This window comes from Aequorivita nionensis, from assembly GCF_046352995.1.
GTDB lineage: Bacteria > Bacteroidota > Bacteroidia > Flavobacteriales > Flavobacteriaceae > Aequorivita > Aequorivita nionensis.
The window spans coordinates 2,030,622-2,051,658 of sequence record NZ_CP130281.1 but is presented as its reverse complement, the minus strand read 5'-3'; the positions used below and the strand labels follow the sequence as shown (position 1 = coordinate 2,051,658).

Below are 21,037 nucleotides of genomic sequence, written 5' to 3'. Positions count from 1 at the left end.
GATAGTGGTTTATTTCATAAATCGGTTCAAGACGATTTTTTTGGAGTGCTTCATAAAAATTTAAACGATAATACATTCAACTAACTAACTAACCAATTTATGAAAACACTATTAAAATTATCCTTACTGTTTTGCTGCCTTATCGGGTTTGCGCAAGAAAATACGGTAACACAAACCGTTGAAAGAACTGAAAGCATCAAGCCATTGCGCATAGGTGCTAGACTAGGAATTCCAAATATAATTACCGCAAATGTAGAGTATGTTACGCCACTTTTAGACAATCGTGTAGCTGCTACATTGGATTATATGACCCTTTCACAAACCGTTGATGATGTATCCATAAAGTACAGCAATTTTGAAATAGGCACCAACGTCTATCTAAAAAGTACTGGGAAAGGGCTCTATGCTTCATTGACATACTTCTCTTTTAATAGTGATGGTGATTTTGGAGATGTAGATTTTGATGATGGCTCCAATGGTGATGGAAAAGCAAAAATAGATTTCAGTACCGTGAACTTTAAAGTTGGTGCCAAACTGGGTAGAACTTTTTATTTTAGGGCTGAAGCGGGTTATGGTTTCGGTAAAATTCCTGAATATGTTTTAGTGAAGAGCAATTCATCTAATGCCACAACAGTAGAGGAAGTACCTGAAATACCTGGATTAGGCAGTTCAGGAACATTGGTATTCAACATAGGCATTGGCTTTGCATTTCTGTAATAAGAATATTCATTGTATTGGGTATTTTTTCTACCAACCGAAAAATATAATTTACATATAACCTTAAACCAATTAATTATGAAAAAATTACTACTTCTTATAACTATCCTAAGCTTCAGCACAAGCATTGCTTCAACTGGAGTTTCCAATAAAAGTTTCAGCCTGTACGATGCTGGAAATAAAAAAGTAGAAATCGGGTCTTCAGAAACTGACGCCGAAATTTATCTAAACGGAAAACTTATTGGCAAGGGAAGTACCGTTATTACCGTTCCAAAAGATGATTGCGTTACTGTAATAGCCAAAAAAATAGGCTACTTAACAGAACGTATAGAATTCTGCAACAAAAAAGGGATGACCGCACCTCCAAAAACTTATTATATTGAAATGAAACGAGACGATGCCTACGACGCTTCAATACAGACAGATATTGCAAACGTAGATATTGAAATGATCTGTAACACGATGGACAAAGAACAAGCGTGGAAGCTTATGAACCAAATTGTTCTTTCATATATAGATGTAATAGAAATGACCGATAAAGAAACGGGATATCTGCGTACTGCCTGGTCCTTAAAAACATTTATGCAAAATACCATTCGCACACGTATTATCATTAAGGAAACTTCTACTGAACCCTTGGTCTTTAAAATAAAACTGGTTAGCGAGTCTTCTGGATTGCCACTGACCAGCGTAAAAAGTGATGAGCTTTATAAAGAATGGGATAGGGTATTAAGAAGTTACTCTGATGTAATTGGAGAATTTCAAGCAAGATTAAAGTAAAGTTTAAATTTAAAAGAAGAAGATTTTATTAAAGTAGAATTCTAACCAAAATCAATATGATTATGACCAAATCAAAATTATTATTTCCATTAGTATTTATTTTATCAATTTTCTTGTTCAGTTGTGAAAAAGAAGAAGACTCTGAGCCAGAACCAGATCCTGTAGAAGTAAATACTACTTCAATTATTCCTTCATCAACTTTAGGGAGACCGAACAACTATTTAGGATGTATTGAAATTACAAGTAGAATAACAAACATTCAAGTTTGGGACCACGGAACTGTTGATGGAGATATTGTTTCCATCATTGCTAATGGTGTTACGATTATTGACGAAGAAACTCTTGAGGGTCCAGGTTCACCAATAAGTGTTGATTATGATTTTGGAAATAATGGGTTTAATTACCTAACACTCTATGCTCACAATTTGGGAAGCATATCTCCAAATACCTGTACAGTCTCTATTAATGGTGTTGACTTTGTTTTGGAAGCAAATCTAGATGCAAATGGCTCGATAGATGTAATTGTTACTGGCTATGGAGTAGATTGTAGTGATGCTGGCAGCGGTGGCGGCGGTGGCGGTACCGGCGGTGGAAACGGAAAAGGTGATGTAAAATTTTGGACAGACCAAGATTATGGTTGTGGACCAATAACAGTTAACCTAAACGGTGTGGGCTCCACTACGATTACTGGATACTATTTTGCTGGTAATCCGAACTGTACAATAGATGGTGTTGGAGGAAATTTCAACGACCTTACACCAGGAGCATATAATTATACAGCAAGCTGCCAAGGATATAATTGGAGCGGATCTGTAACAATTTCAGAGGATACCTGTTCTAGGCTCCAGTTAACGCTTTAAGTGTTTTTTTGAATAGTTGTTTATTATTAAAAAAGCGCTTCGGTTTCCCGAGGCGCTTTTTTTTTTGAATAAAGTTTACTTTTTAATTTATTGCTGGCAAATTGCTATAATTTTTAGCATAAAATAGCATTTGTTCTGCAAATGTTTTTGGCTGTTCGATTGTGAAACTTTCAATTTCACCGTTGTCATCCATCTTTGGCACAAGTACTGGATTTACAAAGCCGCTGTAAGGCGCAGAGGTAAATTGCTTATTGCGTTCCAAAATTTCTTTGTGAAGGTTTTGATCCACTTTTACACCGTAGGTTTCAACCAAATGTTCCACTGCTGCATAATCACCTTCACTCTTTATTCGTTGTGTTTCGCGAAGCAATTGACCGAAAAGTTCGTGCAATTTTTCATAATCGTTGATGTTGTAATATGTTTTTCCGTCGCGGGTAATTTTTTCAATTACGTTATCGGCTTTCCCTTTTTCAAAAACCCAAGCAGAAACCCATTGGCGGTTACGCATGTGTGCTTCTTCAACATCATCGCCTAAATTCAAACGAATCAACTGTGTCATCAAACCGTTGCGGATATAGCCATCGTAAGCTGCCATTCCAACTTTTTTCCAATCGTCAACCAAACCAAGTTCTTGTAGTTTTGGGCTGTATAAATAATAAAGACCTACTAAATCTGCACGACCTTCTTCTAAAGTGGAAGCGTAGGTTTTAAGTGTTTCTTTGGTTTCGCCAACTCCAGGATTCAATTGTCCAGAAGCGTGACCAATTACTTCGTGAAGTGCTGTGTGAAGTTTATCGGCAAGTTGGCCGTACTTTTCTTCCAGTTCAAGTTCGGTGGAATCGTTTACAAATTCTTTCAATCTGCCTGTATTTCCAGCATTGTTGTATGAATCAATAATGTTCCCGAGGGAAACAGATTTACTTCCCACAGCTGCGCGAATCCAGTTTGCATTTGGAAGGTTTACGCCTATTGGCGTGCTTGGAGATGAATCTCCTGCTTCACCAGCAACATTCACCACTTTATAAGTTACACCAACCACATTTTTCTTTTTGTGTTCATCCATTAATGGTGAATTATCCTCAAACCATTGTGCATTTCCTGAAATTACAGACATTTTTTCAGACATATCAAAATCATTTATCTGTATAATTGTTTCGTAAGAACCTCTGTAACCCAATGGATCGTTATACACTTCAATAAAACTGTTAATGTAATCTATGTTTCCTTCGGTTGCACCAGTCCAAGCTACATTGTAATCATCCCAAGTTTGAAGATCGCCGGTTTTGTAATATTTTATTAAAAGACCAAGTGCGTCGCCTTGTGCCTTATTTTCTGCAACTTCCTGTGCTTTTTCAAGCCATTCCACTATCTTGTCAATAGCTGAGCCATACAAACCTCCAGATTTATATACCAATTCTTTAAGCTGGCCATTCTCTTTTACCAATTTTGAGTTCAGTCCAAAAGAAAGTGGTTTGTTAGGGTCTGGAGATTTCATTTTTGAATAGAAATTTTCCACATCCTTGTTTGTTACGTCAGGACCGTAAAAGTTAACAGCACTTTGCAAAACATTATCAACTCCCTTGGCTTGGTTTACTTTTTTGGAATCCTTATCATTAAAAATTACATCAAAAGCTTCGCCTTCTAAGGTGGTGTTTGTATCAGTTAAAAGCTGTTTTAAGTACTCTGAAGAAAAATCTGGCTTCAATTTATCGTTTGAGTAATGATGGTGAATACCATTGCTGAACCAAACTCTTTTTAGGTATATTTCAAAGTTTTTCCACTCTTCGGTAGTTTTATCGCCTTTATAGTTGGTATAAATGTTTTCCAAAGCTTTTCTTATAGTGAGGTTATGACGGTAATTTTGGTCCCACATAATATCTCTTCCAGCCAATCCAGCTTGAGTAAGGTAATAAACAAGTTTTTGTTCCTTTAGGGTAAGTTTGTCCCAACCTGGAATTTGGTAACGCAAAACTTTTACGTCGCCAAAGGTCTCCACATTATAATCAAAGTCTGTGGATTGTACTGTTTCTGCTTGGGCCACATCTTTTTCTTCCTTGTTTTCTTTACAGGAAAAAAATAGCAAACCGCACATTGCCATCGCTATAAAAAAGGTTTTTTTCATTTTAAAAAATTTTTTGATTTCCGCAAATGTACTAAATTATTATTGGCAATATTCAAACCTAAAACGACATTGAATAGTGAAAGAATTGGCTTTAATCCCCATCACTGAAATTTCATTATCTTAGCAGCAACAATCAACACCTCGCTATAACATGAAAATAATAAAATACTTACTCTTTCTTATTCTTCTTATAATTATTGGCAGCGCCATTTATTTTGGAACGAAGGAAGGAACCTACGATATTCAGGATTCCATGTTTATTCAAGCGCCGCCGGAAGTTGTTTTCAATAAAGTGAATGATTATAAAAGCTGGGAAAAGTGGGGTCCTTGGAAAAAAGAAGACTCTACAATAACTTATACCTATGCAGAAAAAACATCAGGTGAAGGTGCCTCCTATTCCTGGGACGGCGATATGAGCGGTTCTATGACCACGACGAAAGTGATTCCGAATAAAGAAATAGAGCAAGATTTAACGTTGGATACTCCAGGTGGCGAAAGACATCCAAAAGTGTATTGGACTTTTGAGGAAGTAGAAGGCGGAACCAAAGTAACCTGGGGAATGAAAGGCGAACATACCTTGATTGATAAAGCCTATTATTCTTTGAGCGGAATGGACTTTGATGCGGAAATGCACAAAATGAACAAAGCAGGACTGGAAGGAATCGCTACCGAAGTAGCCGAAGACATGAAACAATATTCCATAAACGTTGATGGTGTAACCCAGTACGGCGGCGGCTATTATATGTACACAACTTCAGTAGCAAAACTGGACGAGCTCGACGAAAAAATGAAACCGATGATGGATGTGGTGATGGGCTTTATTGCGAAAAACAGCCTAAATATGGCCGGAAAGCCATTCACTATCTATAATGAAATTGACAACGCAAACGGAACGGTTATCTTTTCAACAGGCGTTCCTGTAAAAGAACAAGTAATTACACCCGAAGGAAGCCCCGTGGTTTGTGGGTTTATGGAGCCAGTATCGGCTGTAAAAATTTCATTAAAAGGAAATTATGACCATCTTCCCGAGGCTTATACAAAAGGAAGGCAATACATAGAAAAAAATGGCCACCAAATTGACCCAAACGGAAAAATGTTCGAGGTTTATATGACCGACCCAGAAACAACTCCAAATCCGGCAGCGTGGTTGACGGAAGTTTACATTCCTATAATTATAGCACCAGAACCCGTTGAAGAAGGCATTTAGATGAAGCAATTAGCACTCGTTTTTATTGGTGGTGGTTTTGGAAGCACTCTTAGATATGGATTTTCAAAATATTTGAATAATTATGAAACTGGCATTCCCTACGGTACTTTTGCCGCGAATATATTGGGAAGTTTATTAATAGGAATTATACTCGGGCTAGCCTTAAAAAATGAAACCCTTTCCGAAAATACAGTCCTGTTTTTGGCAACCGGCTTTTGTGGCGGTTTTACAACCTTCTCAACTTTTGCCTATGAAAACCACATTTTTTTAAAAAGTGGCGACTTTATGTCTTTTGCGCTTTATACCATTGCAAGTTTTGTAGTGGGTTTTGCAATGGTCTTTTTGGGAATGTGGCTCGTGAAGTACTTTTAATGTTTTCCAAAATCTTTTACTCCCGCTTCAATCCTAATCAAAAGATCGTTCTCTTTTGGAGGGATAGGGCAAGAAAAACGGGCACTATAGGCACAGTATGGATTATAAGCCTTATTGAAATCTATAATAATTGTATTTCCTTCTGGAATTCGTTGGTCCAAAAATCTGCCGCCACCGTAGGAACCGTCCCCACTAGTTAAATCTGTAAAGGGAAGGAACAAATAATCTTCATAACCCGGTTCATCGTATGGTTGTGTGCTTTTGAAAAGATTCAGCACAAAATCTTTTCCGTCCAATGAAAAATGGGCTTCGCCATATTTAACATATTCCGGAGTTCGCGAAGTGGTTGTTGGCATCAAAAACGGTTTTTCATCTGGAGTCCGAACAAATTTGGCTTCCACAATAAATTTTTCATTGATTGGATAGAATTCCAAACCGTGAAAATCTTTAAAATCCTCGGGCTCCAAAATCGTGGTTTCGGGATTGCTGAATTCTTCATTTAATTCTATCTGTGCGGCTTTGCTTTTGGAAATAAGATTTTCGTCTTGAGCGGAAACAACAATACTGAAAAGCAAAAGCGAAAAAAAAGATAAATGCTTCATGATTAGTTTTTCGTAAAAATAGAAAAAGACAATTAGTTTTGCATTTTAATTTTAATTAGATTTTTTCACTACATTTGGTTTTAAATTAAAACAAAAAAATGAAAAATAGAACATACACCTGTCAACCAACCCAGGTCATTTCTGGAAAGAAATGTCGGCGATGTATGTATTGATTATATAGAAATAATTTTATTCAATAGTAAAACGTCCCGGCTTCAACCGGGACGTTTTACATTTATGCCATTAACCAATTATGAAAAAAATTTACACCAACTATTTAGCAAATTTTCGCGGACTTTCCCGTGAGATCTGGCTATTGTCCTTGGTGACCTTCATCAATCGTGCTGGGGCGATGGTAATTCCATTTTTGTCGCTATACCTAATTAATGTTGAAGGTTTCACACTGCCGCAAGTAGGTTGGATAATGTCCTGCTTTGGGCTAGGTTCTTTGTTCGGAACATTTATAGGCGGAAAATTGACAGATAGCATTGGTTTTTATAAAGTTATTCTCGGCAGTCTCTTTTTAGGCGGAGTTGGGTTTATTTTACTTCAGTTTATAAATAGCTTTCATGGTTTTTGCATTGGTATTTTCGTTTTAACAATGATGGCAGACGCAGGTCGCCCTGCAATATTTGTTGCTGCAGATACTTATAGCCGTCCTGGAAACACTACCCGAAGCATCACACTAATCCGGCTAGCCATAAATTTAGGCTTTTCAATAGGACCATTAGTTGGAGGGCTGATTATTGCTCATATAAACTACACTTCATTGTTTTGGATAGATGGCTTGACCTGTATGCTTGCATCTTTGGGAGTTTTTCTCCTTTTAAAACCGAAAAAACAAAAAGACACAAATGTTGAAAAAACCATTTTAATAAAAGAAGGAGTTCCACCCTATTTGAACAAACTATTTATTATGTTTTTCATCATTATGGTAGCAAACAGTCTGGCTTTTGTGCAATATTTTTCAGTGATGCCTGTATATTATGAGAAAGCACATTTTCTTTCTGAAGACATTATTGGATGGCTTTTATTTATAAATGGCGCCACAATAGTAATTTTTGAGATGCCATTGATAGCTTGGTTGGACCGAAAGAAAATATCAAAAACCATGGCCACATTCTGGGGAATTTTCTTTTTGGGACTCAGCTTTTTAGTCTTAAATTTTACAAGTTGGAGCGGAATATTGGTCATTGCCATGTTTTTGATGACATTGGGAGAAATGATAGGTTTCCCTTTTTCAAACGCGCTTGCTTTGGAAATGGCTCCCAACGGAAGAAAAGGAAGCTATATGGCTTTTTATAGTATGAGCTTCAGTTTTGCACATTTAATTGGGCACAATGGAGGTATGAATATGGTGAATAGTTTTGGCTATTTCAAAACGTGGACTATTTTCTCTATATTCCTTTTATTTATTGCAGGCCTAACTATTTGGCTTTATTTCTTATTGAAAAAATCTGAAACCAAAAATATTTGATCTAACTTTTCAATTCTGATTTCTTTTTGACTTTTCTCCGTTTTCGACTAATTATAATGGCGTCTAAACACGAAATCATAAGTCCAATTCCAGCAAAAAGACAGATAAGTCTAACGAATGTTGCTCCAGGGAAGTCTAAACCAGTAAAACCTAATAATGCCGAAAGGATTGTTACAATTAAAAAATGGATTGTGTAATTTTTCATGGTTGGTTAATTTTTTTATTTTAAAAATACACTTAAACAGCAAAGACATATCTTAAAACAAAACCAATTATCACTTTTTTAACAACGTTAAAAATTATTTCAGTGGCTTCAAAGCATTATTTTTAACAACGTGTGAAAGAACAATTTGGGTTTTTGTTTCACCATAAACAATAAGCTGGTCTATAAAGATTTCTAAATGTTTCTGGTTTTTCAAAACTACTTCCATCACTATGTTTTCATTTCCTGTAATTCGGTAGCAATTCAAAACTTCATCATACGTTTTTACAATTTCAAGAAAAGGTTTCAATTTACCCATAAAAGCGCGAAGTGTAATTATAGCCTTAAATTGATAGCCAGCCTCAAAAGGCGACACAATTGTGAAATAGCCATTGATAACTCCAGAATCTTCCATTTTCTTTATACGTTCCGAAACTGCGGGGGAGCTGATGCCCACTTGCCTTCCAACTTCAGTATTGGGTTGACGGGCATTTTTTTGAAGGCATTTTAAAATTTTCCAATTTAAAGAATCTATACTCATATTAAAGTTTTAAACAAAATTAAAGTAATATTTAAAGCAAATATACCTTTTTACTTTAAAATCGATTGTGAAAAAACATTGCTTGTGCTTAAATTTGATTCGCTAAAAAAAAGAAAATGTCGCCCCATTCATTTAGAAATGATCCCCATTCAGCTATTTATAAAAAATCATTAGAAATATTTTCTTTATCCAGAAATATTGCAAATTATTTGAGCCATGATCTTTCATACCTGCAAAAAAATGGAAAGGAAAACCCAAACATTTATTTCACAGGCGATATAGTCCAGCAATCAATTTCATTGGGCCCGCAAATACTCAAAGCTGAAAATCAACTTTTTTCTGAAGACAAACACAAATATATTGCTTCAGTAATGCGCCTTTCAAATCTGCTTTATAAAAATTGTGAACGCTTAGAAAAAGTAAACAGCAATGGAAAGGATTTCCTACCGCTGCTTCGCAAAGAGCTTAAAAAATTCAGGAAACTCCAACATACCTGGCGTTTAACACTTTAGTACTTATATGAGAATATAAGAAAGAGGTGAAGATTCTTACCACTAATTATCGAAACAACCGCGGATCAAAATCCATTTTATCAATTTTAATAATTTTTAGCTTAGCAATGTCCTTATGTAAAGGGTTAATCAGGATATTATTTTCTTGATGCATTACGGCAGAAGGCACTCTCATAGCCAAACTTTCTTTTCTTTTAAGCCAATTGGAACCCAACATTTGTAATTGGTTCACCGCTGCTTCGGTACTCCATTTAGGCTCTATAAAATCAATTGATTGAATGTTTTTAATGGATGAATCAGGAATCTCAACTTCCAAAAAAGAATAATCCAAAGGAAGCTTTGCATATTCCACATGCACAATAATTTCAAGTAAGCTTAAGGAAAGATTTTGGGAAAAATACAACATAACATCGCCAACCTTATTCCACCTGCCGCCAAATAATCTAGCGCCTTCGCCAGACAAATCATTAATATACTGTGTTTTAGCAATCCTATATATACGCACAGCTAAGAAGGAATTCCATGAGCAATGCGCCCAATAATATTTTTAACATATTGAATGCCAAATCTTGTATCTAAAAAATCCAAAGGCTTTTGACCATTAAAAATATAAGGCGTAGAGTGAAGCCAATTTCTAAAATTATCAAGAGTGTCAAAAACCTCAATACCCTTTGAAACCACTTCAGCAATCTCAAAAAGCTGTTCTGTGCTTGAAACAGTTAATAAATCATCATCTGCCTTTCGCTGTAAAGTACGGTGAGAAATATGCATAAGATCGCTTAACCTTTCCATGGAAATATCTAGAACTTCACATAAAGAATAAACTACACTTTTAGGCAAACCTTTTCGGGTTATAGAAATAAGATCTATATCACTATTCACCACTTGACCAACTTGACTTGTTCCTCCGAGCACCCCTACAATTCTATCAAAAGGATTATCTATTAAATAAAAAACCTCTGGTTCTTTGGCTAAATTTATATCTGTATGGTTTTTATATTTTTTCACAATTGCGACATTTGACACAAATATATGTATTTTTGTCGTGTTTGAAAAATTTTTTAAACTCTTTTTTACATGTTTCTTCTATATTGTCCACCTACCTCAAAAAGAGCCTCAGTTATTTGCCCTAATGAGCAAACTTTAGTGGCTTCCATAAGTTCTTCAAATATGTTCTCATTGTGAATTGCAGCAGCTTTTACTTTTTCAATAGAAGAAATCGCTTTGTCACTAAACATATTTTGAAGATTTTTAAGTGTTTGGATCTGAACCTGCTTTTCTTCTTCAGTAGCGCGAATTACTTCTGCAGGCAGAACTGTGGGCGAACCTTTACTGCTTAAAAAGGTATTCACTCCAATAATAGGAAAATCTCCATTGTGTTTTAAAGTTTCATAATAAAGACTTTCTTCCTGTATCTTGCTACGCTGATACATAGTTTCCATCGCTCCCAAAACTCCACCACGTTCCGTAATACTATCAAATTCTTTTAGCACCGCCTCTTCCACAAGATCCGTCAATTCTTCAATAATAAACGAACCTTGAATTGGATTTTCATTTTTGGCGAGTCCGAGTTCTTTATTTATTATTAATTGAATTGCCATCGCACGGCGTACGCTTTCTTCAGTAGGGGTAGTAATTGCTTCATCGTAGGCATTGGTATGCAATGAATTACAATTGTCATAAATTGCATATAGCGCTTGAAGCGTAGTGCGGATATCATTAAAATCAATTTCCTGTGCATGTAAAGAACGCCCAGAAGTTTGAATATGATATTTCAACATTTGGGCCCTTGAATTGGCTCCATACTTTTCCTTTAATGCCTTTGCCCAAATTTTTCGAGCCACTCTCCCAATCACTGCATATTCAGGATCTATGCCATTACTGAAGAAAAAAGAAAGATTTGGGCCAAATTCGTTGATGTCCATTCCACGGCTCAAATAATATTCTACATAGGTGAAGCCGTTTGCTAATGTAAATGCCAATTGTGTAATCGGGTTCGCTCCAGCCTCAGCTATGTGGTAGCCGCTAATAGAAACCGAATAAAAGTTCCTAACTTTTTTCTCAATAAAATATTCCTGCACATCGCCCATCAATCTCAGTGCGAATTCTGTTGAAAATATACAAGTATTTTGTGCTTGATCTTCTTTCAAAATATCTGCTTGAACCGTGCCGCGAACCTGCTGTAGTGTTTCGTATTTAATTTTGTTGTAAACATCAGCCTTCAAAACTTGATCCCCAGTAACTCCAAGCAGCATCAATCCCAAACCGTTGTTGCTTTCGGGAAATTCTCCGTGATATTTTGGGCGTTCAACTCCTTTGTCCTTAAAAATTTTACTGATTTTCTTTTCAACCTCTTCTTCTAGACCGTTTTCGATTATATATTTTTCACAATTTTGGTCAATAGCCGCATTCATAAAGAAACCAAGCAACATAGGAGCAGGTCCATTTATGGTCATACTTACCGAAGTCATTGGATGACTCAGATCAAATCCAGAATAAAGTTTTTTGGCATCGTCCAAACAACAAATGGAAACTCCCGCATTCCCAATTTTCCCATATATATCGGGGCGAAGATCTGGATCGTTTCCATATAATGTAACACTGTCAAAAGCAGTGGAAAGGCGCTTAGCGGGCAAGCCCATACTTACATAATGAAAACGACGGTTGGTTCGCTCTGGACCACCCTCACCAGCAAACATACGGGCAGGATCTTCTCCTGTTCTTTTGAAAGGGTAAAGACCTGAAGTATATGGAAATTCTCCCGGAACATTCTCTTGCAACGTCCAATTCAATATATCGCCCCAGGCCTGATATTTAGGCATTGCTATTTTTGGTATTTGGGTGTGTGAAAGTGATTCAGTATGGGTATCAATATTTATTTCTTTTCCTCTAACTTTAAAACTATAAATTGGATTTTTATAATTGTTTACCTTTTTATCCCAACTTGTAATAACTTCCCAGTTATAAGGGTCTAAGTTTAACTTTTCACGATCAAATTCAGCAAGCAATAATTTAAACAAGGCTTTGTTTTTTTCTGAAGTCTCAATCGATTCTGAAACAATTCCAGCTTTATCTATTTCAGGTTTTTTTCCAGAAATGGATTCCATCGTTTTGAAAATTCCGTACAGTCTTTGAGCAACTTCAGCCTGTTCGGAAGCCTTTTTATCATACGCTCTATTGTTTTCCGAAATTTCTGAAAGATAACGTGTACGTGAAGGTGGAATTACAAAAACCTTTTCGTCCATTTCTTCAGGAATGTGCAAATCGCTTTTAAGGTCTGCGTTGGTCTTTTCAACAATTTTTTCCATCACAGCTTTATAAAGCTTATTCATTCCCGGGTCGTTGAACTGAGAAGCAATGGTTCCGTAAACAGGCAATTCATCCTGCGGTGTTTCCCAAAGAAGATGGTTTCGCACGTACTGTTTTTTTACATCTCGTAAGGCATCTAAAGCTCCTCGCTTATCAAATTTATTTATGGCTACTAAATCTGCAAAATCAAGCATGTCAATTTTTTCAAGTTGGGTAGCAGCACCAAATTCTGGCGTCATAACGTATAATGAAATATCACTATGCTCCAAAATTTCAGTATCGCTCTGTCCTATCCCAGATGTTTCAAGAATAATCAAATCAAATTCAGCAGCTTTCAAAACTTCAATGGCTTCTGAAACATATTTTGAGAGTGCAAGATTGCTTTGGCGCGTTGCTAAACTACGCATATAAACTCTCGGCGAATTAATGGCATTCATCCGGATTCGGTCACCCAACAAAGCTCCTCCCGTTTTTCTTTTTGAAGGATCAACCGAAACAATCCCAATGGTTTTTTTGGGAAAATCCAATAGAAACCGACGCACCAATTCATCCACTAAAGAAGACTTTCCGGCGCCACCCGTTCCAGTAATTCCCAAAACCGGGGTCGTATTCTTTTTATTCTTAATGTGAATTTCATCAAGTGCTCCCTTTGCAACTTCTGGAAAATTTTCTGCAGATGAAATAATTCGGGCAATTGCCCCATTTTCTTTCTTTGAAAGCTTCTGAAGTTCACCATTTAACACATCACCTATAGCAAAATCAGATTGTTCCACCAAATTGTTTATCATTCCTTGAAGTCCAAGTTCTCTTCCATCATCTGGTGTATATATACGCGTAATACCATAATCCATCAAATCTTTTATTTCTGATGGAAGAATAACGCCACCGCCACCGCCGAATATTTTAATATGGCCAGCACCTTTTTCTTTCAAAAGATCATACATATATTTAAAATATTCATTGTGGCCTCCTTGATATGATGTTAGTGCAATTGCATTGGCATCTTCTTGAATGGCGGTATTTACAACCTCTTCCACACTCCGATCGTGCCCCAAGTGAATCACCTCAACCCCCGTGGACTGTATAATACGGCGCATTATATTTATTGCTGCGTCATGACCATCAAAAAGAGATGCCGCCGTAACAATACGAACTTTATGTTTTGGTTTATAAGGATTTATCTGCTGCATAGTTTGTATTACTTAGATTTATGAAATGCAAATTTAGTTAAAACGTAACGAACATAACACTTTAGCGCAATAATGATATTATAAATATTTCAAAAAAGTATTGTATTAATTTAATATTTTTGTATCTTGCGGCATCAATATTAAACAATTAAAAATTTAACATTATGAAAAAAATTTACGTTCTAGCACTTCTTTTGGGTGCATTTAGTTTTTCATCATACGCTCAAACTGAGCTAACTGATGATTTTGAATCTTATAACTTAGGGCCTATTTCAGCTCAAGCTCCACAATGGAGACCTTGGAGTGGTGTTGATGGTGGTTCTGACGACGCAAACGTTGTTGATGACGAGTCTTTATCTGGATTACAGTCTGTTTTAATACCAGACAACGCACTTACAGATCTTATTCTTTTGGTACCTTCTGCACCTATAAGCGGAGTTTACTCAATTCGATTTAACGCTTTGATTCCTGCAGGACAAGCTGGTTATTTTAACATGCAAGCTGCTCTTACTCCTGAAGGAAGTGCTTGGGTTCAAGCTTTGATGGGTGGTAATGTTTACTTTAACTGTGATGGTGCCTCTGGAGGTATTGGAGGAGTTACTGGCGTAATTGACTGTTCAGTTTTTGATCAAACTTTCACTTATCCAGAAGATCAGTGGTTTGAAGTAACTTGCGTTTATGACATAGACAACCAAGCTTGGGATATGTATATAGATGGAGTTCAATTCGTATTCGCTTATCCTTTTGCTTTTGGAACACAAGTATTTATTGAATTGGCTGGTCTTGATTTCTATTCAGCAAGTGCTTTAAATGAAATGTACATTGATGATGTTACACTTTATAATGGAGATATCACCCTTGGAGTGGATCAATTTTCAGCAGACAAATTCTCTGTATATCCAAACCCAGTTAAAGATATGCTAAACATTAAATCTAGCAATACTGTAGACAATGTTACTGTATATGATCTTTTAGGAAAAGTTGTTCTTCAAGAAAACCCTGGAACAATTTCTCCAGCTATCAATATGAGCAACCTTGCTTCTGGATCTTACTTAGTTAAAGTAACTATTGGAGATTCTTCAAAAACAGTTAAGGTTCTTAAATAAAGAATTTTTAAAAAGCTTTTATTTAAAGGCTCTTCAATTGAAGAGCCTTTTTATTTCAAACAAAAACCCTTTTAATATTAAACAAATAAAAATTACATTATGAAAAAAATTTACGTTTTAGCTCTTCTTTTAGGTGCATTTAGTTTTACATCAAATGCTCAAGTAGAATTAACTGATGATCTTGAATCATACAACTTGGGTGCAATTTCCGCACAAGCTCCACAATGGAGAACTTGGGGTGGTGTTGATGGCGGCGCTGATGAGGCAAACGTTGTAGATGACGAAGCTTTCTCTGGGTTACAATCTGTATTAATACCTGGCAATTTAGCTACAGACTTAATGCTTTTGGTACCATCTGCTCCAACTAGCGGAATTTACACTATTCAATTTATGGCATATATCCCTCAAGGAAAAGGAGGATATTTTAATATGCAAGCTGCATTAACTCCAGAAGGATCTCCATGGGTACAAGCTTTAATGGGAGGAAATGTTTTCTTTAACTGTGATGGTAATTCAGGTGGTTTTGGTGCTATTGATCAAAGTCCAGCAGGTCAAGAATGTACTATTTTTTCACAAACTTTTACTTACCCAGAAGACCAATGGTTTAAAGTTGATTGTGTTTATGACTTAGACAACGAAACTTGGGATATGTTCATTGATGATGTTCAATTCTTTTTCGCAGAGCCTTTTGCATTTAACACACAAGTATTTATTGAATTGGCAGGTCTTGATTTCTATTCAGCTACTGCTCATAACGAAATGTACATTGATGATGTAGTTCTTTACAATGGTAATATTACCGTTGGAGTGGATGAATTTTCAGATAACAAATTTTCTGTATATCCAAACCCAGTTAAAGATATGTTGAACATCAAATCTATTAATGCTGTTGACAACGTTATTGTATATGATATCTTAGGAAAAGTAGTTCTTCAGGAAAACCCTGGAACAATTTCTCCAGCTATCAATATGAGTAATCTTGCTTCTGGGTCTTATTTAGTTAAAGTAACTATTGGAGATTCTTCAAAAACAGTTAAGATTCTTAAATAAGATATTCTAAAATCTTTTTTTAAAAGGTCCTTCAAGTTGAAGGGCCTTTTTTTATTTTTAAAAACAAAGCTAAAAAGCAAGTTATGGCATAATAAATATTCTATTTAAAATATTTAGTCAAAATAATATTTTCGTATCTTAAAGACTCAGTATTAAACAATTAAAATTTAATATTATGTGGAAAAAATACCTTTTAGCACTTCTTTTAGGTGTATTAAGCTTTTCATCTTACGCTCAATTTGAGTTATTTGATGATTTTGAATTTTACAATTTGGGTCCAATATCTTCGCAAGCTTCTTATTGGAGATCTTCCTCTGGGATTGATGGCGACGGCGCAAGTGTTGTAAATTTAGAAGCAAATTCTGGCTCACAGAGCTTATATATATCAGGAAATGAATTTGACGAAATATTGTTATTGGTTCTATCCACCCCAACATTCGGTGTTTACACAATGGATTTTTTCACTTATATACCAGCAGGAAAGTCTGGATATTTCAATATGCAAGCTGCCCTTACTCCAGATGGAATGCCTTGGAACCAAGCTTTAATGGGTGGTCATGTTTTCTTTAACTGTGATGGTGCATCTGGAGGTCTTGGTATGGTTTCAGGAGAGATGGACTGTTCAGCTTTTGACCAATCTTTTATATATCCGGAAGATCAATGGTTTAGAATTACCTGCATTTATGATCTTGATAACCAAGTTTGGGATATGTTTATCGATGAAATCCAGTTCGTGTTTGATCAGCCTTTCGCTTTCGGTTCCCAGGTTTTTGTAGAATTGGCTGCATTCGATTTTTACTCAGTAACTGCCAACAATGAGATGTATATTGATGATGTGGTACTGGGCTCTCCACAAATAGGGGTGCAAGATTTTACTATAAATAAATTTTCTGTATATCCTAACCCAGTAAAAGACGTATTGAACATTAAGTCTAGTACTGTTATTGACAATGTTGTTATATATGATTTCTTGGGAAGAGTAGTTCTTCACCAAAATCCTGGAACTATTTCTCCTACTATTAATATGACCAATCTTGCTTCGGGATCTTACTTAGTTAAAGTAACTATCGGAGATTCTTCAAAACAGTTAAGATTCTTAAATAAGATATAATAAAATCTTTTTTACCAAAAGGCCCTTCAATATTGAAAGGCCTTTTTTATATTTGAAAAAACTAAAATTTCAAACCTATGTGGTTCAAAAAAATATTTTTATTCTGTTCAATATTTACTCTTATTTCCTGTGCGGAATTACAACAAGTGGTTGATACGCTCCCCAATCAAACTGGGATTGGAATGGATCCTACAATGATTGGAAATGGTTTACGCCAAGCACTGGATTTTGGGATAGACAAGCAGGTAACCAAGCTTACCCAAAAAGATGGTTTTTATAAAAATCAATTGGTTAAAATTATGTTGCCCCAAGAATTGCAGAAAGTAGATCAAACACTGCGTGATATTGGTTTAGGCAGTTTGGCAGATGAAGGCTTAAAGGTGCTCAATCGTGCCGCAGAGGATGCCGTGAAAGAAGCTACGCCCATATTTGTTAGTGCAGTAAAAAGCATAACTTTCACAGACGCAAAGAATATTCTTTTAGGTCCTGATAATGCAGCCACAAATTATTTGGAACAACGCACCAACAACGCACTTTATTCAAAGTTCAATCCCGTTATCAAAAACTCATTTTCAAAAGTAGGCGCCGATCAGATTTGGAGTAATATAATTACAAAATATAACTCCGTGCCTTTTGTAACCAAAGTTAACCCAGACCTAACTGATTATGTTACCAATGAAGCACTCAAAGGTGTTTATAAAATGATAAGTGTTGAAGAAAAAGACATTCGCAACAATTTTTCAGCGCGAACTACAACATTGTTAAAACAAGTTTTTGCTTTACAGGACTAATTAATTTTTAGTTTTTCAAAATAGGTATCCTAAATTACAATAGATTTATAAAACCATTAACCTTGCTTTAATATTAACTTTTGTTTTTCAAAAGTATCTTTGTTCCAACAATATAGCGTTAGAAATGATAAGTTGGTTCAGAAAAAAATCCAGAATTGAAAAATTGAAAGAAAGATATACTTCTCTTATGAAGCGATCTTATGAAACTGCATTAAAGGATACTGATAAAAGTGAAAAAATTCACCATCAAGCCGATAAGCTTTTTCAAGAAATAAAATACCTTTCTCTTCAACGAAATGATAAGTAATACTTTTTATTGGTGAAGTGTTCTGAAATAATCTAAAGCTTTTACCAATCTACTTCCATACCAACTAAAATATTCTCCATCTACCAATTTTATCTCCCCATCAATTATATTTTGTAATTCTAAAATGTGACTATGCCTAAATGGATATGGTTCTGTAGAAAGAAGTATCAATTCTGCTTCTTTTAGAACTTCCAGAGTTACTTCAGGATATCGGGAATTTTCTTCAGTAATGATGTTTTCAAAATTATTCAAATGCAAAAGTGCATCAATGAAAGTTTTCTTTCCAACAGCCATATAAGGTTCTTTCCATATTAAATAAAGAACTTTTTTTGAAGAAAAACCTTTTATATAAACTTTAAAATCATCCAATTTTTCTTCAATTTTTGATATTATTCGTGAAGCTTTTTCTGAAACATTAAATACTTCCCCAAGCCGTTCAATCATTTCTATACTCTCTGGAATTGTTGAAATATCACTAACCCAAACTGGAGCAATACTTTTCAGATGAAGAACCATTTCTTCAGTGTTTTCTTCTTTATTGCAAATAATTATATCTGGTTTTAGTGATTTAATCTTGCTATAATTGACCTGTTTGGTTCCGCCTACAATAGTTTTTTCCCCTCGCAAATCTAAGGGATGGACACAGAATTTAGTAACGCCAACAATATTGCTGCGCAAGCCAATTTCTACCAACAATTCAGTTTGGGAAGGAACCAGCGAAACAATTCGCGAAGGAGTTTTGGAAAGTTTTAGTGTTCTATTTAATTGATCAAGAAATTCCATTGAGAATGGATTTCATTTCAAGTTGCATGTTTTTGGCTTCCTTTGCTGCTGCTTTTGCAAAATCAGTGTTTTTTGAAGCATAAATAATTCCTCGCGAAGAATTTACTAGCAACCCAATGTTTTCAGCCAATCCGTATTTACAGACTTCCCGTAAGCTTCCTCCCTGAGCCCCTACGCCCGGAACCAATAAAAAACTGTTTGGAATAATTTTACGAATGTCTGCAAAATACTCAGCCTTTGTAGCGCCAACCACATACATCAAGTTTTCACTATTATGCCATTCTTTTGAAGTTTTTAAAACTTGCTTATACAATTCTTCTTCACCAATTTTTTTAGTTTGAAAATCAAAAGCGCCTTCATTAGAAGTCAATGCAAGTAAAATAGTATGTTTATTTTTAAAAGCGAGAAAAGGTTCAACAGAATCCTTTCCCATATATGGAGCAACGGTTATCGAGTCGAAACCCAAATCCTCAAAAAAAGCTTTGGCGTATCGTGAAGAGGTATTGCCTATATCACCACGTTTTGCATCAGCAATGGTGAAAATTTCCGGATAGTTTTCGTTTAAATATTTAATGGTTTTTTCAAGTGACTTCCATCCTTTTAAACCATATGCTTCATAAAAAGCTGTATTCGGTTTATAGGCAACCGTAAACTGATGGGTAGCATCAATAATCGCTTTATTGAAAGAAAATATAGGATCCTCTTCTTTTAAAAGAAATTCAGGAATTTTTTCAAGGTCAACGTCAAGCCCAACACATAGGAAGGATTTCTTCTTTCTAATTTCTGAAATTAAATTTTCTGTAGTCATTATTTTTATCTCAGAAGGTTAAGTGATTAAAAAGTCTCGCCTGTTTCCTTTAATTTTTCTGTATTGCTAACCAATTGAAGCTCGTCAATTATTTCCTGAACATCACCGTTCATAATATTACCCAAATTGTACAGCGTAAGGTTAATTCTGTGATCTGTTACGCGTCCTTGTGGATAATTGTAGGTTCTAATTTTTGCGCTTCTATCTCCACTGGTTACCATTGAACCGCGTTTCAAAGCATCTTCTGCTTGTTTTTTTGCAAGTTCTAAATCATACAATCTTGAACGAAGCACTTTAAATGCTTTCTCTTTATTTTTATGCTGCGATTTTTGATCTTGACACTGCGCCACAATTCCAGTTGGAACGTGAGTTAAACGCACCGCAGAATAGGTTGTATTTACAGATTGTCCCCCAGGACCAGAAGAGCAAAAGAAATCTACTCGAACATCTTTAGGGTTCACTTCAATATCAAATTCTTCCGCTTCAGGAAAAACCATTACCGTTGCAGCACTTGTGTGAACACGCCCTTGAGTTTCAGTCTGTGGCACACGTTGCACACGGTGAACACCTGCCTCAAACTTTAGCGTTCCATAAACATCTTCTCCTTCAATCTCAAACTGAACTTCCTTAAAACCGCCACTAGTGCCCTCATTAAAATCCATTACGTTGGTTTTCCAACCCTTTCCTTCACAATATTTGGTGTACATTCTGAAAAGGTCTCCCGCAAAAATACTCGCCTCATCACCACCCGTACCAGCCCTAATTTCCATCACGGCATTTTTAGCATCTTCGGGATCTTTAGGGACCAAAAGAAATTTTATTTCTTCTTCCAACTTAGGCAGTCGGGTATTTGCTTCCTCAAGTTGCAACTTTGCCATTTCAACCATTTCGGCATCGCTTCCATCAGCTAATATTTCTTCGGCTTCTGTAATATTATCATTAAGTTCCAAAAATTCAGCGCGTTTGTCCATCAAAACCCGTAAATCCTTATATTCTTTATTCAACTGAATATACCGCTTTTGGTCGTTGATAATATCGGGTTGAATAATAAGGTCGCTCACCTCGTCAAAACGTTGTTTTATAATTTGAAGCCTGTCTAACATATAGTTTTTATAATGGGTGCAAATTTACAATTTTTAAGCGAATGGAAACGATTGCCACGGGTTTCAATTTTGAAAAAATGCCAAATA

The 21,037-nt window shown here is 35.7% G+C and carries 22 protein-coding genes; 12 read left to right on the top strand and 10 right to left on the bottom strand.

The genetic code is table 11. The annotated features are described in order from the left end of the window. Positions 1-99: 99 nt before the first annotated feature. The 3 genes from Q2U82_RS09280 to Q2U82_RS09270 all read left to right on the top strand — a co-directional run bounded on the left by Q2U82_RS09280 (position 100) and on the right by Q2U82_RS09270 (position 2,357). Positions 100-717, top strand: a complete 618-nt coding sequence (locus Q2U82_RS09280; protein WP_410004599.1) for a hypothetical protein — start codon at positions 100-102, stop codon at positions 715-717. A 78-nt stretch (positions 718-795) separates the two neighbouring features. After that, a complete protein-coding gene (locus Q2U82_RS09275) occupies positions 796-1,497 on the top strand; it encodes a hypothetical protein (protein ID WP_410004598.1) in 702 nt (233 codons plus the stop codon). 62 nt (positions 1,498-1,559) lie between these two features. Next, positions 1,560-2,357, top strand: a complete 798-nt coding sequence (locus Q2U82_RS09270) for a hypothetical protein (protein ID WP_410004597.1) — start codon at positions 1,560-1,562, stop codon at positions 2,355-2,357. A gap of 82 nt (positions 2,358-2,439) precedes the next feature. On the opposite strand, the gene Q2U82_RS09265 is transcribed toward Q2U82_RS09270, so the two are convergent. Then, complete coding sequence (locus Q2U82_RS09265) at positions 2,440-4,479, bottom strand: dipeptidyl-peptidase 3 family protein (RefSeq protein ID WP_410004596.1); 2,040 nt, start codon at positions 4,477-4,479, stop codon at positions 2,440-2,442. Between the two features lie 151 nt (positions 4,480-4,630). On the opposite strand from Q2U82_RS09265, the gene Q2U82_RS09260 reads away from it, so the two are divergent. Beyond that, complete coding sequence (locus tag Q2U82_RS09260; protein ID WP_410004595.1) at positions 4,631-5,686, top strand: SRPBCC family protein; 1,056 nt, start codon at positions 4,631-4,633, stop codon at positions 5,684-5,686. Then, complete coding sequence (gene crcB / locus Q2U82_RS09255; RefSeq protein ID WP_410004594.1) at positions 5,687-6,058, top strand: fluoride efflux transporter CrcB; 372 nt, start codon at positions 5,687-5,689, stop codon at positions 6,056-6,058. Here crcB and Q2U82_RS09250 read toward each other — a convergent pair. Next, positions 6,055-6,660 (bottom strand): DUF1684 domain-containing protein, encoded by a 606-nt coding sequence (locus Q2U82_RS09250; protein ID WP_410004593.1) that lies wholly within the window; start codon positions 6,658-6,660, stop codon positions 6,055-6,057. The genes crcB and Q2U82_RS09250 overlap by 4 nt on opposite strands. 253 nt (positions 6,661-6,913) lie before the next feature. Between Q2U82_RS09250 and Q2U82_RS09245 the strand changes: the two genes are divergently transcribed. Further along, entirely contained in the window at positions 6,914-8,137 is a 1,224-nt protein-coding gene (locus Q2U82_RS09245; RefSeq protein ID WP_410004592.1) for an MDR family MFS transporter, read from the top strand. 1 nt (position 8,138) lies between these two features. On the opposite strand, the gene Q2U82_RS09240 is transcribed toward Q2U82_RS09245, so the two are convergent. Together Q2U82_RS09240 and Q2U82_RS09235 are read right to left on the bottom strand one after the other, a co-directional pair. Further along, on the bottom strand, positions 8,139-8,342 hold the full coding sequence (locus tag Q2U82_RS09240; protein WP_410004591.1) for a hypothetical protein: 204 nt from the start codon (positions 8,340-8,342) through the stop codon (positions 8,139-8,141). Positions 8,343-8,436: 94 nt separating this feature from the next. Beyond that, positions 8,437-8,880, bottom strand: a complete 444-nt coding sequence (locus Q2U82_RS09235; RefSeq protein WP_410004590.1) for an Lrp/AsnC family transcriptional regulator — start codon at positions 8,878-8,880, stop codon at positions 8,437-8,439. Positions 8,881-8,996: 116 nt separating this feature from the next. On the opposite strand from Q2U82_RS09235, the gene Q2U82_RS09230 reads away from it, so the two are divergent. After that, positions 8,997-9,392, top strand: coding sequence for a hypothetical protein (locus Q2U82_RS09230; protein WP_410004589.1), 396 nt, complete (start codon positions 8,997-8,999; stop codon positions 9,390-9,392). Between the two features lie 46 nt (positions 9,393-9,438). Here the strand turns inward: Q2U82_RS09230 and Q2U82_RS09225 are convergent, their stop codons facing one another. From Q2U82_RS09225 to Q2U82_RS09215, 3 genes are all read right to left on the bottom strand, one after another. After that, positions 9,439-9,897, bottom strand: a complete 459-nt coding sequence (locus tag Q2U82_RS09225; RefSeq protein ID WP_410004588.1) for an RES family NAD+ phosphorylase — start codon at positions 9,895-9,897, stop codon at positions 9,439-9,441. Between the two features lie 2 nt (positions 9,898-9,899). After that, complete coding sequence (locus Q2U82_RS09220; RefSeq protein ID WP_410004587.1) at positions 9,900-10,400, bottom strand: antitoxin Xre/MbcA/ParS toxin-binding domain-containing protein; 501 nt, start codon at positions 10,398-10,400, stop codon at positions 9,900-9,902. Positions 10,401-10,465: 65 nt separating this feature from the next. Then, positions 10,466-13,891 carry a methylmalonyl-CoA mutase family protein gene (locus Q2U82_RS09215; RefSeq protein WP_410004586.1) on the bottom strand — a complete coding sequence of 1,142 codons (3,426 nt, stop codon included), beginning with the start codon at positions 13,889-13,891 and terminating at the stop codon, positions 10,466-10,468. Between the two features lie 164 nt (positions 13,892-14,055). Here Q2U82_RS09215 and Q2U82_RS09210 point away from each other — a divergent pair, with 164 nt between their 5' ends. From Q2U82_RS09210 to Q2U82_RS09190, 5 genes are all read left to right on the top strand, one after another. Next, the gene (locus Q2U82_RS09210; RefSeq protein WP_410004585.1) at positions 14,056-14,997 is read left to right on the top strand and encodes a T9SS type A sorting domain-containing protein; all 942 of its coding nucleotides are present in this window, start codon (positions 14,056-14,058) and stop codon (positions 14,995-14,997) included. Positions 14,998-15,096: 99 nt separating this feature from the next. After that, complete coding sequence (locus tag Q2U82_RS09205; RefSeq protein ID WP_410004584.1) at positions 15,097-16,047, top strand: T9SS type A sorting domain-containing protein; 951 nt, start codon at positions 15,097-15,099, stop codon at positions 16,045-16,047. A gap of 175 nt (positions 16,048-16,222) precedes the next feature. Beyond that, positions 16,223-17,158, top strand: a complete 936-nt coding sequence (locus tag Q2U82_RS09200) for a T9SS type A sorting domain-containing protein (RefSeq protein WP_410004583.1) — start codon at positions 16,223-16,225, stop codon at positions 17,156-17,158. Between the two features lie 77 nt (positions 17,159-17,235). Next, positions 17,236-17,949 (top strand): DUF4197 domain-containing protein, encoded by a 714-nt coding sequence (locus tag Q2U82_RS09195; RefSeq protein WP_410004582.1) that lies wholly within the window; start codon positions 17,236-17,238, stop codon positions 17,947-17,949. 124 nt (positions 17,950-18,073) lie between these two features. Next, the gene (locus tag Q2U82_RS09190; protein WP_410004581.1) at positions 18,074-18,256 is read left to right on the top strand and encodes a Lacal_2735 family protein; all 183 of its coding nucleotides are present in this window, start codon (positions 18,074-18,076) and stop codon (positions 18,254-18,256) included. A gap of 6 nt (positions 18,257-18,262) precedes the next feature. On the opposite strand, the gene Q2U82_RS09185 is transcribed toward Q2U82_RS09190, so the two are convergent. Genes Q2U82_RS09185 through prfA form a run of 3 tightly spaced genes read right to left on the bottom strand, consistent with a single transcriptional unit; the run spans position 18,263 to position 20,950 of the window. After that, positions 18,263-19,039 (bottom strand): ABC transporter substrate-binding protein, encoded by a 777-nt coding sequence (locus tag Q2U82_RS09185; protein WP_410004580.1) that lies wholly within the window; start codon positions 19,037-19,039, stop codon positions 18,263-18,265. Further along, the gene (gene pyrF, locus Q2U82_RS09180) at positions 19,026-19,847 is read right to left on the bottom strand and encodes an orotidine-5'-phosphate decarboxylase (RefSeq protein WP_410004579.1); all 822 of its coding nucleotides are present in this window, start codon (positions 19,845-19,847) and stop codon (positions 19,026-19,028) included. Before pyrF ends, Q2U82_RS09185 begins: the two co-directional genes overlap by 14 nt. A 26-nt stretch (positions 19,848-19,873) precedes the next feature. Next, positions 19,874-20,950, bottom strand: a complete 1,077-nt coding sequence (gene prfA / locus Q2U82_RS09175; protein WP_410004578.1) for a peptide chain release factor 1 — start codon at positions 20,948-20,950, stop codon at positions 19,874-19,876. Between the last annotated feature and the right edge of the window lie 87 nt (positions 20,951-21,037).

Coding starts and splice junctions, on each gene's coding strand:
- Q2U82_RS09280 (WP_410004599.1), top strand. CDS start 100: ATGAAAACACTATTAAAATTATCCTTACTGTTTTGCTGCCTTATCGGG.
- Q2U82_RS09275 (WP_410004598.1), top strand. CDS start 796: ATGAAAAAATTACTACTTCTTATAACTATCCTAAGCTTCAGCACAAGC.
- Q2U82_RS09270 (WP_410004597.1), top strand. CDS start 1,560: ATGACCAAATCAAAATTATTATTTCCATTAGTATTTATTTTATCAATT.
- Q2U82_RS09265 (WP_410004596.1), bottom strand. CDS start 4,479: ATGAAAAAAACCTTTTTTATAGCGATGGCAATGTGCGGTTTGCTATTT.
- Q2U82_RS09260 (WP_410004595.1), top strand. CDS start 4,631: ATGAAAATAATAAAATACTTACTCTTTCTTATTCTTCTTATAATTATT.
- crcB (WP_410004594.1), top strand. CDS start 5,687: ATGAAGCAATTAGCACTCGTTTTTATTGGTGGTGGTTTTGGAAGCACT.
- Q2U82_RS09250 (WP_410004593.1), bottom strand. CDS start 6,660: ATGAAGCATTTATCTTTTTTTTCGCTTTTGCTTTTCAGTATTGTTGTT.
- Q2U82_RS09245 (WP_410004592.1), top strand. CDS start 6,914: ATGAAAAAAATTTACACCAACTATTTAGCAAATTTTCGCGGACTTTCC.
- Q2U82_RS09240 (WP_410004591.1), bottom strand. CDS start 8,342: ATGAAAAATTACACAATCCATTTTTTAATTGTAACAATCCTTTCGGCA.
- Q2U82_RS09235 (WP_410004590.1), bottom strand. CDS start 8,880: ATGAGTATAGATTCTTTAAATTGGAAAATTTTAAAATGCCTTCAAAAA.
- Q2U82_RS09230 (WP_410004589.1), top strand. CDS start 8,997: ATGTCGCCCCATTCATTTAGAAATGATCCCCATTCAGCTATTTATAAA.
- Q2U82_RS09215 (WP_410004586.1), bottom strand. CDS start 13,891: ATGCAGCAGATAAATCCTTATAAACCAAAACATAAAGTTCGTATTGTT.
- Q2U82_RS09210 (WP_410004585.1), top strand. CDS start 14,056: ATGAAAAAAATTTACGTTCTAGCACTTCTTTTGGGTGCATTTAGTTTT.
- Q2U82_RS09205 (WP_410004584.1), top strand. CDS start 15,097: ATGAAAAAAATTTACGTTTTAGCTCTTCTTTTAGGTGCATTTAGTTTT.
- Q2U82_RS09200 (WP_410004583.1), top strand. CDS start 16,223: ATGTGGAAAAAATACCTTTTAGCACTTCTTTTAGGTGTATTAAGCTTT.
- Q2U82_RS09195 (WP_410004582.1), top strand. CDS start 17,236: ATGTGGTTCAAAAAAATATTTTTATTCTGTTCAATATTTACTCTTATT.
- Q2U82_RS09190 (WP_410004581.1), top strand. CDS start 18,074: ATGATAAGTTGGTTCAGAAAAAAATCCAGAATTGAAAAATTGAAAGAA.
- Q2U82_RS09185 (WP_410004580.1), bottom strand. CDS start 19,039: ATGGAATTTCTTGATCAATTAAATAGAACACTAAAACTTTCCAAAACT.
- pyrF (WP_410004579.1), bottom strand. CDS start 19,847: ATGACTACAGAAAATTTAATTTCAGAAATTAGAAAGAAGAAATCCTTC.
- prfA (WP_410004578.1), bottom strand. CDS start 20,950: ATGTTAGACAGGCTTCAAATTATAAAACAACGTTTTGACGAGGTGAGC.